Source organism: Cytophaga hutchinsonii ATCC 33406 (genome assembly GCF_000014145.1).
Classification (GTDB): Bacteria; Bacteroidota; Bacteroidia; order Cytophagales; family Cytophagaceae; genus Cytophaga; species Cytophaga hutchinsonii.
Genome location: NC_008255.1, coordinates 382,183 through 395,572, shown reverse-complemented (window position 1 = coordinate 395,572; position 13,390 = coordinate 382,183). Strand labels below are relative to the sequence as shown.

The 13,390-nt window shown below is 39.1% G+C and carries 13 protein-coding genes; 2 read left to right on the top strand and 11 right to left on the bottom strand.

Annotation, left to right across the window (positions count from 1 at the left end; translation table 11 throughout):
* Window positions 1-15 precede the first annotated feature (15 nt).
* The 10 genes from CHU_RS01680 to CHU_RS01635 all read right to left on the bottom strand — a co-directional run bounded on the left by CHU_RS01680 (window position 16) and on the right by CHU_RS01635 (window position 8,579).
* The gene (locus tag CHU_RS01680) at window positions 16-429 is read right to left on the bottom strand and encodes a hypothetical protein (RefSeq protein WP_011583736.1); all 414 of its coding nucleotides are present in this window, start codon (window positions 427-429) and stop codon (window positions 16-18) included.
* Between the two features lie 37 nt (window positions 430-466).
* Window positions 467-763 carry a hypothetical protein gene (locus tag CHU_RS01675; protein WP_011583735.1) on the bottom strand — a complete coding sequence of 99 codons (297 nt, stop codon included), beginning with the start codon at window positions 761-763 and terminating at the stop codon, window positions 467-469.
* Window positions 764-966: 203 nt separating this feature from the next.
* Window positions 967-1,371 carry a DUF6896 domain-containing protein gene (locus CHU_RS18720; RefSeq protein ID WP_011583734.1) on the bottom strand — a complete coding sequence of 135 codons (405 nt, stop codon included), beginning with the start codon at window positions 1,369-1,371 and terminating at the stop codon, window positions 967-969.
* 137 nt (window positions 1,372-1,508) lie between these two features.
* Window positions 1,509-2,249 carry an SDR family NAD(P)-dependent oxidoreductase gene (locus CHU_RS01665; RefSeq protein WP_011583733.1) on the bottom strand — a complete coding sequence of 247 codons (741 nt, stop codon included), beginning with the start codon at window positions 2,247-2,249 and terminating at the stop codon, window positions 1,509-1,511.
* A gap of 5 nt (window positions 2,250-2,254) precedes the next feature.
* Window positions 2,255-3,160 carry a 1,4-dihydroxy-2-naphthoate polyprenyltransferase gene (locus CHU_RS01660; RefSeq protein WP_011583732.1) on the bottom strand — a complete coding sequence of 302 codons (906 nt, stop codon included), beginning with the start codon at window positions 3,158-3,160 and terminating at the stop codon, window positions 2,255-2,257.
* Window positions 3,161-3,164: 4 nt separating this feature from the next.
* Window positions 3,165-4,376, bottom strand: coding sequence for an MFS transporter (locus CHU_RS01655; RefSeq protein WP_011583731.1), 1,212 nt, complete (start codon window positions 4,374-4,376; stop codon window positions 3,165-3,167).
* 17 nt (window positions 4,377-4,393) lie between these two features.
* Window positions 4,394-5,029: a molecular chaperone DnaJ gene (locus tag CHU_RS01650; protein ID WP_011583730.1), complete on the bottom strand. Its 636-nt coding sequence runs from the start codon at window positions 5,027-5,029 to the stop codon at window positions 4,394-4,396.
* Between the two features lie 85 nt (window positions 5,030-5,114).
* Window positions 5,115-6,017, bottom strand: coding sequence for a histone deacetylase family protein (locus CHU_RS01645; RefSeq protein ID WP_011583729.1), 903 nt, complete (start codon window positions 6,015-6,017; stop codon window positions 5,115-5,117).
* Between the two features lie 128 nt (window positions 6,018-6,145).
* Window positions 6,146-7,237 carry an endolytic transglycosylase MltG gene (gene mltG / locus CHU_RS01640; RefSeq protein ID WP_011583728.1) on the bottom strand — a complete coding sequence of 364 codons (1,092 nt, stop codon included), beginning with the start codon at window positions 7,235-7,237 and terminating at the stop codon, window positions 6,146-6,148.
* 271 nt (window positions 7,238-7,508) lie between these two features.
* Window positions 7,509-8,579 (bottom strand): Ldh family oxidoreductase, encoded by a 1,071-nt coding sequence (locus CHU_RS01635; protein WP_041932526.1) that lies wholly within the window; start codon window positions 8,577-8,579, stop codon window positions 7,509-7,511.
* A 278-nt stretch (window positions 8,580-8,857) separates the two neighbouring features.
* Between CHU_RS01635 and CHU_RS01630 the strand changes: the two genes are divergently transcribed.
* Together CHU_RS01630 and CHU_RS01625 are read left to right on the top strand one after the other, a co-directional pair.
* Window positions 8,858-10,495: a DUF4139 domain-containing protein gene (locus tag CHU_RS01630; RefSeq protein ID WP_072355955.1), complete on the top strand. Its 1,638-nt coding sequence runs from the start codon at window positions 8,858-8,860 to the stop codon at window positions 10,493-10,495.
* A gap of 54 nt (window positions 10,496-10,549) precedes the next feature.
* On the top strand, window positions 10,550-10,933 hold the full coding sequence (locus tag CHU_RS01625; RefSeq protein ID WP_011583725.1) for a hypothetical protein: 384 nt from the start codon (window positions 10,550-10,552) through the stop codon (window positions 10,931-10,933).
* 39 nt (window positions 10,934-10,972) lie between these two features.
* On the opposite strand, the gene CHU_RS18715 is transcribed toward CHU_RS01625, so the two are convergent.
* Entirely contained in the window at window positions 10,973-13,186 is a 2,214-nt protein-coding gene (locus CHU_RS18715) for an ATP-binding protein (protein WP_011583724.1), read from the bottom strand.
* Between the last annotated feature and the right edge of the window lie 204 nt (window positions 13,187-13,390).

The window sequence follows — 13,390 nt, the reverse complement described above, 5'->3', positions numbered from 1 at the left end:
TTTGTAACGTGTTTTTTACTCTTCACTTGAATATGTATATAAATCACCTGTGTCTAAATTGCTGCAAGGTATAAAAATGGATTCCGGAAGTCCTTGTTCGAAGGATATTTTTGTACCTTTTTTTGCTTTACAGTTATCATCATTTTTCAAATAAATCAAATTGTTATTTATTAATGTATCAGGAAGATTACCTGGCATGCCTACATGATAATTCCCGACATATTTGTTATTCATGTCATATACTACAATCCTGCTTATGCCACGGCAAGACTGTCCAAGTACAAAGAATGAATTTACTAACTTAAATTTTTTGTTCTTGATTGTAGTTACTGTACCTAAATATTTTATTCTGGAATTATTGCAGTCCGTTCTCTCTACAAAGTTGTATTGATATTCCTTTCCGATTACATTGTCTACTAATGCTTTCACTCGGGCTTGTTTCAGTTTTTCAAATGATTTTTCGTTATCATCCTGCTTTTGTTATGCCACGGCAAGACTGTCCAAGTACAAAGAATGAATTTACTAACTTAAATTTTTTGTTCTTGATTGTAGTTACTGTACCTAAATATTTTATTCTGGAATTATTGCAGTCCGTTCTCTCTACAAAGTTGTATTGATATTCCTTTCCGATTACATTGTCTACTAATGCTTTCACTCGGGCTTGTTTCAGTTTTTCAAATGATTTTTCGTCATCATCCTGCTTTTGAAATGAAAAGAACGCTATAACTAGCAGTAAGCATCCTGTTTCGATAATTCGTTTCATAAATTTGTCAACTAGTATATGCCTATCATTGCATATTTTTTAAATCAAATTCATTTTTTATTTTAAGTGTCTATAAAAACAATAAAGACTATCATACAATACTCGGTGTCTGCCACAACGGAGGTCAAAAAGAAACAACACGGCAACGTTTGATGTTAGTAAGCATGATATAATAAGTTACCAATAATGTAAAAACCGGTTACTTAGTGTTTATAATAGTTAGAAGAAATGTCTCCTTTCAGTTTTGATATTTCACCTGTTTGCTTAAGTTTTTCTAATTCGTTTTGGATTTTTTCTTGTGTCCATAATTTTTTTTTATCAGGTCTTGATTGTGCAAATTGATTTAATCTCCAAGAGTCAAATCCGTCAATCCTATCACCTAGTCCAAAATCGAAATCCACTTCACAGTTTTTGAGTCGGGCATAAAGCCCTATGCCATGAAAAGCGTAGTGTTTAAGTCCGTCAATTTTACCCGTCCTTGCTATTGTTCCATCAATCACAGCCCTAAGTAAATCCTTTCGATTATACTTTTTATAAAAACAATTGGCAGTATATTCTGCTTCTTTCAAAAAGTTATCGATGAGTTGATCAATTAGTTCTTCGTTCATTTTGCAAATTGAGACTAACTACTTTATACATCCGGAGTGCATGTATATACCATATGTTCTAATTGAATTTATTTACAACACATGTACAGATTCATTGAATATTTCCTTGTGTGGAAACTTATACCAGGAACCAACAACTATATCCGTACACCGCCATCGATCACCAGCTCTGTACCGGTAATATAAGATGCGTCATCGGTTATTAAAAATGAATAGGCATTAACAACATCAAGCGCTTTAGCAAAACGGCGTACCGGAATTTTCAAGCGGAACTGTGTCAGTTCTGCGGAATCAGCCAAAGGCAAATTATCTTCTTCTATGTAACCCGGAATAATTGTATTGACTGTAATGCCGCTTTGCCCAAGTTCTCTTGCCCAAAGTTGTGTGATGCCTTTAACGCCCTCGCGGATGCCGTCATAATGCCTGTCTGTTAAGCTATCGTGTATGCGCAAAGGTAAACAGCAATTGATGATGCTGCCTATTTTCTGTTGCTGCATAAAGGGTGCTATCACACTTATTGAATTCAGGAATACAGAGAGATTTGCATCAATGGTTTCGTGCCAGGCTTCTGTAGACAGATTCGGCACTTTTGATACCGGAGCAAGTTTGGGATTGTTTACGAGTACATCAATACGTCCGTATTTTTTAATAACATGCACGGCTGCTTTTTCAAAATTATCCTGTATGCTGAAATCAAAACTTTCCACGACACACGATCCTTTTCTCAAATTGCAGGATGCGATGATGCTTTCATCTACTTTCGTTTTATTATCTTCCCACAAAACAACACGAAAACCCTGATCACAAAATTTTTCTGCGGCTGCTTTTGCAATTGAATGCGTAGTGCGGACCAATACAACGACCTTAGATTCTATCATAATCTTTAAAAATACGAAATTCCAATACCGTAAGTTATAACAAAAAGCAAGGTACTCAAAGCCAATTGCTTTAAATATGGGTCTAATAAGCGGGGTTCTTTTGTTTTGAATACCAACACCAGATGCCATATAAATAAGGGCAATGTGGCAAGATACAGCACATTAAAGACGGATGTAAAATGATTGAATACGTATATGCTTGCACAAACCCAGGCTGCTGCTATTAAAAACAGGTGGTAAAACCGGCCTTTAACCGGTCCGATACGTACGGGAATGGATCGTTTGCCCGCCAGTGCGTCGGATTCAATGTCGCGCAGGTTGTTTACGTTAAGCACGGCAGTAGAAAGTAATCCGCAGCTGATGGCCGGCAGAAAAACATCGCTGTTGATTTCACCTGCCTGTAAGAAATATGTTCCGCAAACGGCTACCAATCCAAAAAAGATAAACACCGATATATCTCCCAAGCCAGCATATCCATATGGTTTTTTTCCTGATGTGTAGGTTACTGCTGCTGCAATAGACAGAATTCCTACCAGCAGAAATGCACTCAGCATATTTACACTGAGCAAATCTTTTACCTGATACAGCAATGAAACACCTGCGATAAAGCTGCACGCCGCAAACAGTACAATAGCAATTTTCATTTCCTTTATGCTAATAGCACCGCTTTGTACAGCACGTGCGGGACCAACGCGGTGTTCGCCGTCCGCGCCATTCATAAAATCGCCGTAATCGTTTGCAAGGTTAGATAATATTTGCAGAAACAATGTTGTAAGCACACACAATACAAATACCGGTGTGTTGAAATGTTTGTGATCGAATGCAAGAAAGCCTGCCATGCCGATACTTGAGAGCGCAAGCGGCAAAGTACGTAACCTGAATGCTTTTATCCAATGTGTAACAGCTGCCATGAGATTAAGAAACTTCTTTAATACGAACAGAAAGCAGAATGCTTATTACGGTAGCAACACATGCCACAATACCCACCCAGCCAAAATTGTGTAATTCGCCTTTCGGACCATTCACAATAATGGCGGATGCAATCAGCACTGCAACACCTGAACCCAGCTGTTGTATTGCAGAGCTTACACTTAAAAAACTTCCCCGGCGTTTGGGCTGAACACAGGAAGTCATTAGTGTCATAGCCGGAACAAATCTTGCACCAAAGCACATAAAGAATAACACGTTAAACAATAAAACATGTTTTAGTGGCATAACCGGCAATACCGTTACAATAGCGATTGGTGCAACGGATACCAATGCGGCAATGATAAATGTTTTTACTTTACCCAGCTTATCTGATAAGCGACCGATAAATATACTACTTGCAACAGTAGCTAATCCTCCGCACAAATACACGTATTTCAATTCCTTCAAATCCAGGCCAACATTATTTACCAGATAATCGCTTATAAATGGTACAACGGAAAAGCCTGCAATCATTAGTAAAAAGATAAACAACAAGGCTCTGCGTACATTTGAATTCTGCATGTATTCTTTAATAATTTCCATTGGAGGTGTTTTAGCACCTTCAAACTCCATATGGCTTTTAATGGAAGGGAATTTAAATACCAGTACAAACCCGACAAGCGCGCTTAATATAGAAAGCAGCCAGAACGGTGCGTGATAGTCTTTAAATATATCAGCCAGGATCAAGCCGCTCGGGATACCAATTACGGATGCCGCTGAAAAAGCAGCCATCACCATACCGGTTGCTTTACCTCTGCGTTCTAACGGAATAACATCTCCGATGACCGACATGATCAACACGTTTAACACACCACCGAATAAACCTGCGAACAGACGCGCCAGCATAAAGAATTTATATTGCGGTGCCAATGCACATAATATATTTGCAACTATAAATCCTGTATACACAAAGATGATTGCTGTTCTTCTGTCATACTTATCAATCTTAAAGAATGCGATAATAGCACCTACGGCAGCAGCAAATGTGTAAATGGATACCAGATACCCAAACTCCTTTGTTGTAATTGACATGGCTATTTTTAACGTAGCACTTAAGGGAGCCATAATTACAAAATCCATGATGTGTGTAAAATTGATTGCTGCCAGCATGGCTATTAACAAGCCTTCGTTGATGGCGCTTTTTTGAGTGGGTTGCATATTATTTATTACGGAATCTATTTACACTGTTTCTGGATCACTACAAATCCATGTCCTTTACATTGCGGACAATCTCCATCCTGAAAGGTTGTTCCTTTACATACACTGCATAGTGTAATACCGGTCCCTTCACATTTATAACATTTCTGATAACTATCTCCCATGCTGCTTCTGGAAATCACAACACCTGAGCCGGAACACACGCTGCAATATTCTTTTCCAACACCTTTGCATTTAGTGCATTTCACTTTCGAATTTCCGACGCCATGGCAAAGGCTGCATTCTTCCTTCACTTCCACATAACCTTTTTCCAGGCATTGCGACTTGGCAATGTAATACACTGCGCTATCAAAGCTCACGCCCTTATCGCCGCGCAGCTTAATGTATTTTTCAAAACCCTGTAACGCTTGTTTGTAATTATTGCGGTAATACTGATTCAATCCATAATAATAGGCGGCTTCATCCGGTATGGTACTTTTCAATTTGAATAAGGCTTTAAACTGAACATGTGCGGAATCGTATTTTTTTGCCTGCATGTATTTTTTAGCTGATGCAAAATATGTTTCAACCAATGAATCATATTGTACCTGATGATTATGAGCAAAGGTGCTGCAGGAAATGACAAGAAAAAGAAATAAAATCAGCTGCTTCATGAGTTATACATTCAAGTAAATATAAGAAGTTTAATGGGTAAAATGTAACGCTTCTATCACGCCGGACAGTATAAATACTGAAATTTTAAAAATAAAGTTCCTGGGCCAAACGGAAGGTATTGCAATGTGCTTCAACGATATCGATAATCTTTTCTGAATAACCACCACCCAATGAGATGGTTACTGGAATCTTATATTTTTTACATCGATCCAGTACCATCCGGTCGCGGTTTTTGCAGCCCTCCCTGCTTAACGAAAGCTTCCCCAGCTTGTCTGTTTCCAGTACATCCACACCCGATTGAAAAAAGATGTGATCGGGTTGCAGGGTATCAATCAATCTGCTGAGATTTTCTTCCAGCAGATTTAAATAGGCCTTATCGCCTGTCTTATCTGGCAATCCAATATCCAGATCGGATTGTTCTTTATGAGCAGGATAATTGGACGCACCATGCATACTAAACGTAAAAATCTGTGTATTTCCTTCAGCCATTTTAGCGGTACCATTTCCCTGATGTACATCCAGATCTACTACCAGAACCTGATGCGCTAATTTGTTTGCCAGCAGGTAATCTGCGGCAAGTATGATGTCGTTATACAAACAAAAGCCTTCGCCATGTTCTTTATAGGCGTGATGTGTGCCGCCGGCAATATTCATTCCGATACCGTGTTTCAAGGCGTGTAACGCTGAATCAATTGTGCCCTGCATAATTACCTCTTCCCGGTACACCAGCTCAGCTGTAAGTTCAAAGCCGGTCTTGCGGATTTCCGATGGCGAAAGACTTAAGGTATTCAGCTTATGTACATATGTTGCATCCTGTGAACGCAGGAGATCCTCGGATGCAATGCGTACAGGTGTAGTTAAATTGGATTCGGTTATCGTGCCTTCATATACTAATTGCTCTGCAATCAGGTCATATTTCAGCATCGGAAAACGATGCCCCTCCGGAACCGGATGATTGTAGACAGGATGGTAGGCGATTTGAAGCATTCGTAACCGAGTAGGATTCGTTTAGCGGGAGAACTCTAAGATCAAGTGTAAAGTTAAAAGTGTATAGTGTACCCCTCTCTATATTATTACATTTATTATTGGTTAGTGTTTACACTTTAAACTCTTAACTACTTATATATTTTCTTTTTATCCAATCCGTTCCGGTATTTCTTCGCATTCGCCATGTGTTCGTTGTAATTGGTGGCGAAATTGTGGCAGCCGGATTTATCTCCTTTCGCACAGAAATAATAATACTTGTGCGAATCATATTTCAAGACTTCATCAATCACAAAGGTTGGTACAATACATATAGGGCCAGGCGGCAATCCTTTTTTCAGATAGGTATTGTAATCCGATTCAATAGCTAAATGTTTGTTTGAAACCCTGCGGGAATCCATACTTGTATGCGCAAACAATACAGTCGGATCGGATTGCAGTTTCATATTATCATGCAGGCGATTGATGTATACGCCAGCGATGGTAGACATTTCGCTGCGTTGTTTTGTTTCTGAATAAACGATTGATGACAGAATTACAACTTCATCTTCTGTCAGATCCAGGCGGTTACAGGCATCCCGGCGTTCTTCATTCCAAAGCTGTGTATATTGACAGGCCAGATACTCCAGTACTTCTTTGGGGGTTGTGTTTTTATAAATGCGGTACCTGCCCGGCCTGAAAATGCAATATACCGACTCTGTAGTGAACCCGCCCAGATCATCTACTTCATCTTCATCTTTGAGCAGTTCAAGAAACTCCTTTTCATCAATGCCTGTAAGCTTACACAATTCTTTAATGGTACGTTTCCTGGATCGGTATTCTGCCAGATCAATGAGTTGGGAGGAACGCAGATCCGTATTTTCTACAACCGATAATATCTGATAATTGCCCCATCCTTTTTCAACGCGGTACATACCCGGACGCAGCGTTTCCAGGTGCATCACCGATGCCATCCATTTGAATGTAATACCGGTTTTGATTACGTTACGTTTTACAAGCGTATCAGTCAGTTCTTCAATTTCTGTACCCCGGCTGATATAAATATAATAGGCAGAAGAACGAAAAGCGGTATTGGAAGCAAAGGTTATATACCAGCTGGCAAATAATACAACAAAACCTGCTAAAAATAGCCACGACTGTGCCGAAATCGAAAACCGTGTGCTTTTTTTAGCAATCGGTTTCCGGGGAGTTTTCGGTTTGGGTATGACTCTTTTTTTTGCCATTTAGTATATAAACGAATTCAAATGATGATTGTTATCAGGCTTTGGCTAAAGGCTAAAAGCCTACTGTTTAATGCTTATGCTGGAGGCATCAGTTCTTAACTAGATGCATCTCTTTTAACCAAAAGACTCAGGATAAATACGAATAGCATATCTAACGGCTATTTTAATTCTATTGTAAACCCTACTCCTACGATCATTTTCCGTCCGGAAGTTTTAAATTCTATCTGTTACGGCTTTGGGCTTTAAGCTTTAGGCATTAGGCATTAAGCCCTTACTCTATAAACGCTACACCTAATTTCTCTGCCACTTCTTTCAGATCTTTCACTACCGGCTCTAATAATGGTACGCCTTCGTTTAAACGTGAAAACTGTATTTCTCTTTCCGGGTCTCCCGGAATCAATACTTTTTCACCTTCAACAGCAGGTGCGTTACGGAATGTTGTGATCCAGTTATCCATATGCGTTTTGAAATCATCTGCCGGTCTGAATGCATCAACACGCATTGCACCAAAAAAATGTCCGATTCCCTCACCTACCGGATCGGAAGGTACGGGGAGGAAGCTAACGAATGGCGGTACCCACGGACCATAATTGGCACCGGAAAGCACAGCGGAAAATATATCTACAATAGAACCTAAACAATATCCTTTGTGGCTGCCGTGTTCACGGTCGCCACCCAATGGAAGCAAAGCGCCGCCATCTTTTAATTCATGTGCATTCGGCGTGGTTACCCCATTTTTATCCTGTATCCAGCCCAGCGGGGCATCTAAATTTTTACGCTGTAAAATTTCCAGTTTACCATTTGCAGCTGTCGTTGTTGCAAAATCGGCCACCATCGGCGGTTCATTTTTTGCCGGAATCGCTACCGCAATCGGGTTGGTACCTAACAATCGTTTTAACGAATTTGTTGGTGCTACCAGCGGACTTGCATTGGTCATGGAAATGCCGATCATATCATGCTCGAGCGCCATCATAGCGTGGTAGCCTGCAATTCCGTAATGGTTGGAATTTTTCACACTGACCCAGCCCGAACCTACTTGTTTTGCTTTATCAATGGCTATCTGCATCGCTATCGGAGCAACCACCAGACCAAGGCCGCCGTCACCGTCAACGGTAGCTGTACTTGGTGTCTCATGTACGATCCGTACATTTGGTTTGGCATTGATCCTGCCCGCTTCCCACAAACGCACATATCCCGTTAAACGGGCAACTCCGTGCGAATCAACGCCGCGTAAATCTGCCGATAATAAAACAGTCGTTGCTACCTGAGCGTCCTCTTGCGGACAACCCATGGCTAAAAACACATTTTTGGTGAAAGCAAACAGGTCTTTATATGGATACATAAGTAATGTTAAATTTGTCTGCAAAAGTATGGCTTTCTGTGCGGAAAGCCTAAGGCTTATGGTCAAAAGCTGCATGCTAAATGCCTGAGGCTAAAAAATGATTCAATAATCTGAACCTGAAATATAAAAGCAGAACTATGAAGCTTTTAGCGTTAAGCCTTAAGCTTTCAGCATGAAGCTTCCCGCTTCAATATTTTTTGTTTACTTTCGTTACCGGGATACGAAGGCTTAGAATTGAAAAAAATAGTGCAGCCGTATCTATGTTCAAATTAAAACGTATGAAAAATTACTTATCCTATTTGGCTGTATTACTTTGCTGCAGCTTTTCCTCATTTGGTCAGGAAAACACCCTTACAGCAACGCCATCCATTAAACAGGTTACTGTGTTTTTAAACCGCGCCCAGGTTGAAACGCTTACGCCTATAGCAATTGAATCCGGCAAAACAACCATCCGTTTACAAAATCAGACAACCTTTCTTGACCCGCAGAGCATACAGGTTAGCGGCAAAGGCGACTTCACCATTCTTTCAGTAGAACATGAAACCGATTACCTGCAAAAAGAAACAAAACCGGTAAAGATCCAGAACATAGAAGATTCGATTTCTAAATATACCATGCTGATTGATTTCAATACACAGATCAATGACATCCTGGCTAAAGAAGAACAATTGATCTTAGCGAATCAGAACATTAAAGGACAAAACACCAATCTTACCGCAAAAGAACTGGAAGACATGGCTAATTTTTTCCGCGAACGGTTAGAGGAAATCAGAGAAGAAATTATCGACAACAAACTGCTGATGCGCAAGCAGCAAATAAAACTTACCAGCTTTAGCAATCAGTTAGCTGAATACAACCAGGTAGTTAATCAGCCGAGCAGTACTGTTATTGTAACGGTTTCTTCAAAAGCACCGGTGTCAGGTTCATTAACAACAACCTACATTACACGTAATGCCGGCTGGTACCCGCTGTACGATATCCGTGCAAAAGATTCAAAATCTCCGGTGCAATTAGCTTATAAAGCACAGGTATATCAAAACACCGGCTACGACTGGAAGAATATAAAAATCACGTTGTCTACTACCAACCCGGCTGTTGGCGGCAATAAACCGGAACTGAACAACTGGTATCTGGATATTTATGATCCGTCTGCAGTAAAATATAAAAAAGGTTCTGTATCCAGAAGCTATGCACCCCAAGCAGAAATGGAATCCTATGCTAAAGATTACAGAGCAGATTCAGTGGATGAACTGCAGTGGAGCCAAAAGGCTTCAACGGCGGCTGATTATACAGCAGAAGCTGAAACGACCTTATCTGTTGAGTTTGCAATTGGTTTGCCTTACAGCATTTTATCAGGCGGTAAAGGACAGCAGGTTGATATTAAAAACATCGACCTGCCGGCGCAATATGAATATGCTGTGGTTCCGAAATTAGATCTTTCTGCATTCTTATTGGCGCGCATTACAAAATGGGATACGTATAACATCCTTTCAGGAAATGCCAATATTTACTTTGAAGGAACGTTTGTTGGCAAGACCTACATTGATGCAAGCAACACATCAGACACGCTTGACATTTCATTGGGCCGCGACCCGCGCATTGTTGTTGAGCGTAATTTAATTACAGACTACACGTCTAAAAAAATGATCGGTACCAACCGTAAAGAAGAATATGGATATGAACTTGTTATCCGCAATACGAAAAAAGATCCCATCACTATTATCATAGAAGATCAATACCCGATCTCAAAAAACAGTTCGTTAGAAGTGGAGATGGTTGATGCATCGGGTGCTGCGGTAGACCCTGTAACGAAAAAACTTACGTGGAAACTTACTGTAGCTGCTGGCGAAACCAAAAAGCTGATTCTCAAATATTCCATCAAATATCCGAAGGATAAAAAAGTAAGCGGAATCTAAAACATACAAAGAGCGTTGGAAATATCTAACGCTCTTTTTTTATTCTTTATACCCATGTTCAACGCAGAAATTAAACTTGGTTCTTTATATACGTGGCTGCTGATCACGTATTTTTTATTTTCACCGATTTATTTTAAACTCTCCTATCCTATTGAAATCTCCGGTGACGGCGGACTTATTTATTTCCTTCCTCTATCCGTTTCTTTTGTTACACTATTTGTATCTCTTCCCGTACTATTCGTAACGAAATACATGGCATTTAAAAAAATACTGTTGGGTTATGTATTACTTTTTTTCTTAATCTTTTCGAATCTGCTAGGAACTTATATATCATTAAATGGCGGTAACACAACAATTCTGCAAACAATATTAATTTCCAATACCATTGGGTTGTTCATTACGTTTGGCTGCATCTGGCTTTTTAGTAAAGAGCGTTAGATATTTCTAACGCTCTTAGGGTTTAAAAATAAAAAATGCTTATGCATGCATTTTCATTAATGATGATCGGACTTCAGTTATTTTAATAGGTAAAAATGCATCAAATACCATTTTGAATTGTGTGCCGATTCCCGGAATAGATGTCAGTTCAATTGTTCCTTGCATTTTTTCTACAATATTTTTTACAATATACAAGCCCAGGCCCGATCCTTTCGAGTCTGTAGAAGCCCGGTAAAACATATCAAATATCCGGGAATGATATTCGGGGCTTATTCCCTGACCGTTATCTGAAACAATAATTTCAATTTGACCTGCAGGTATTTCTCCCACTGAAATACTAATAACCGGTCTGGCCTGATCGTAGTTGTGGTAGCTGATCGCATTTGAAATCATATTACTGAAGATCATTCCCAGCCGTGCCTTATCGGAATAAAAAGCTACGCCCTCTTCAATACAAATATTAAAATCTACTTTGCCTTTATTTTCCAGATAACTTAACGATTGAATCGATTCCTGTATGATCTGATTAAAATCGACCAGTTCTCTTTCAACTTCAAGGTGTGTATTGCATGAAAAATTAATAATGTCTTTTATCACGTGAAGCAGCTTGGCAATGTTTGTTTCGATCATGTTAAAATAAAAAATAGAAATATCTTCATTGGAATCATGTTTGGCAATAGTTGTAATTCCAAGAATAGACAATAACGGAGCTTTTAAATCATGTGAAGCACTGTATACAAAACCATCCAGTTCTGCATTTACTTTTTGAAGTTCTTTGTATTGATGATCAATTTTAAATTCACTTACTTTTCTGCTTGTAATATCTCTGTAATTAGTAATGATGGCTTCTACAGACGGATCCTGAAGCATGTTGCATGAGTGACATTCCAGCCAGCGATACCCACCGTCTTTGTGCTTCTTCCTGATTTCAACATACACATTGGTTTCCGGATACAGCATTACTTCTTTCAGGTGTTCAAGCAAGTTGCTTTTGTCTTCCGGATGAATCTCTTCAAACACATACCTGCCTTCCATTTCAGCAGAAGTATAACCGATTACTTTTACAGTAGAAGAGCTGGCGTAAATAATCTTACCTTCCTTATCCATCAGTGCAATGGCATCGTTGCTGTTTTCAATCATAGAACGAAACTTGCGTGCACTTTCCTCTATGATCATTTCATTTTTCTTTATCTCACAAATGTACACACCCACCCGGTTTACCATCCAGTTTACATTATCAAACAGATCTCTGATTTCATCGTTTGAATCTGTTTTAAGATTTTTTGTAGGAACTGAAAAATTATTCTTAACGATTAGATCTATATATTCAGACATTTCTTTTATTGGCCGGGTGAAAATATGTGAAAATAAAATACTCAGTAAAATGCTTAATATAACGGAGACACAAATGGCCGTTAACAATATTGCTTTATTATTTGTACTTAATACGGCACCGCTCCGGTCAGACTCTTCGTTAATAGACTGAATCATTTCTTCAAACTGGTTATTGTGCATTTTCATTTTTGCCGTCATGCCAATACCCTGATCAATGCCAATTTCATTATCAATTACCCGCCACTTTGTAAAGAGTACGAAATAATTGTCCAGCCAATTGACATACAATTTTTTTTCAGCTATAGTCAATTGTTTATCTTGTTTTATCTGATCCCGAAACAGCATTACATTTTTATGATGCCTGTCGATATAGGTAGTATCTTTACGCAAAAAATAATCCTTTTCATTTCGCCGTATTGTTAACAGCAACGATTCATCGCCTGCATTTTTATAGGAGTTTTCGATTTTGTGAATACACTCACGCATCTCTCCTTCAATACCCAAATCACGAAAGCCCCGCTCTTTAACCTTTGCGACAAACCGCTGGTAGTCGTTATTATAATGGATCAACTGAATCTTTAACTGCCGTAAGCGTTGAGTAATCTTATCATTTGCAATGTGTTCATTTTCCAATGTTTTTATTTTAGCATGAATATCTGCAACAATCTTTTGGTGCTTTTCAACATAACTGCTGCCGGCGCCTTCAAAGAATACATTGTTCTTTGAATCGTACGCAACAAACTGCATCTCGAGTTTATTCAGCATCAATATTTCGGAAGAGATTACATGGATGAGATCTTTGATTTCCGCATTATATTCACGTGCACGGTAAATTGTATAACAATAGAACGAGGCAGATAGTGTAATGCATGTAAATAATAAATAAACCAGGAGTAGTTTAGATTTTATCGTTTTCATTTAGGGGAGGCTATACTTCTGACGCATTATACAGAATATACTGTATCCAGGTTATTACCTGTGTTTTCTGAATGTTATGAAATACTGCAGCAACAGAAAACATAAATTTGCAAACAGGTGTATAAAAAATAAACGGCTAAATATGTTATACTTATAAAACAGTAAAAATAAAGGCTGCACGTATTTGATCATACATGCAGCCTT

Coding starts and splice junctions, on each gene's coding strand:
- CHU_RS01675 (WP_011583735.1), bottom strand. CDS start 763: ATGAAACGAATTATCGAAACAGGATGCTTACTGCTAGTTATAGCGTTC.
- CHU_RS18720 (WP_011583734.1), bottom strand. CDS start 1,371: ATGAACGAAGAACTAATTGATCAACTCATCGATAACTTTTTGAAAGAA.
- CHU_RS01665 (WP_011583733.1), bottom strand. CDS start 2,249: ATGATAGAATCTAAGGTCGTTGTATTGGTCCGCACTACGCATTCAATT.
- CHU_RS01660 (WP_011583732.1), bottom strand. CDS start 3,160: ATGGCAGCTGTTACACATTGGATAAAAGCATTCAGGTTACGTACTTTG.
- CHU_RS01655 (WP_011583731.1), bottom strand. CDS start 4,376: ATGCAACCCACTCAAAAAAGCGCCATCAACGAAGGCTTGTTAATAGCC.
- CHU_RS01650 (WP_011583730.1), bottom strand. CDS start 5,029: ATGAAGCAGCTGATTTTATTTCTTTTTCTTGTCATTTCCTGCAGCACC.
- CHU_RS01645 (WP_011583729.1), bottom strand. CDS start 6,017: ATGCTTCAAATCGCCTACCATCCTGTCTACAATCATCCGGTTCCGGAG.
- mltG (WP_011583728.1), bottom strand. CDS start 7,237: ATGGCAAAAAAAAGAGTCATACCCAAACCGAAAACTCCCCGGAAACCG.
- CHU_RS01635 (WP_041932526.1), bottom strand. CDS start 8,579: ATGTATCCATATAAAGACCTGTTTGCTTTCACCAAAAATGTGTTTTTA.
- CHU_RS01630 (WP_072355955.1), top strand. CDS start 8,858: ATGAAAAATTACTTATCCTATTTGGCTGTATTACTTTGCTGCAGCTTT.
- CHU_RS01625 (WP_011583725.1), top strand. CDS start 10,550: ATGTTCAACGCAGAAATTAAACTTGGTTCTTTATATACGTGGCTGCTG.
- CHU_RS18715 (WP_011583724.1), bottom strand. CDS start 13,186: ATGAAAACGATAAAATCTAAACTACTCCTGGTTTATTTATTATTTACA.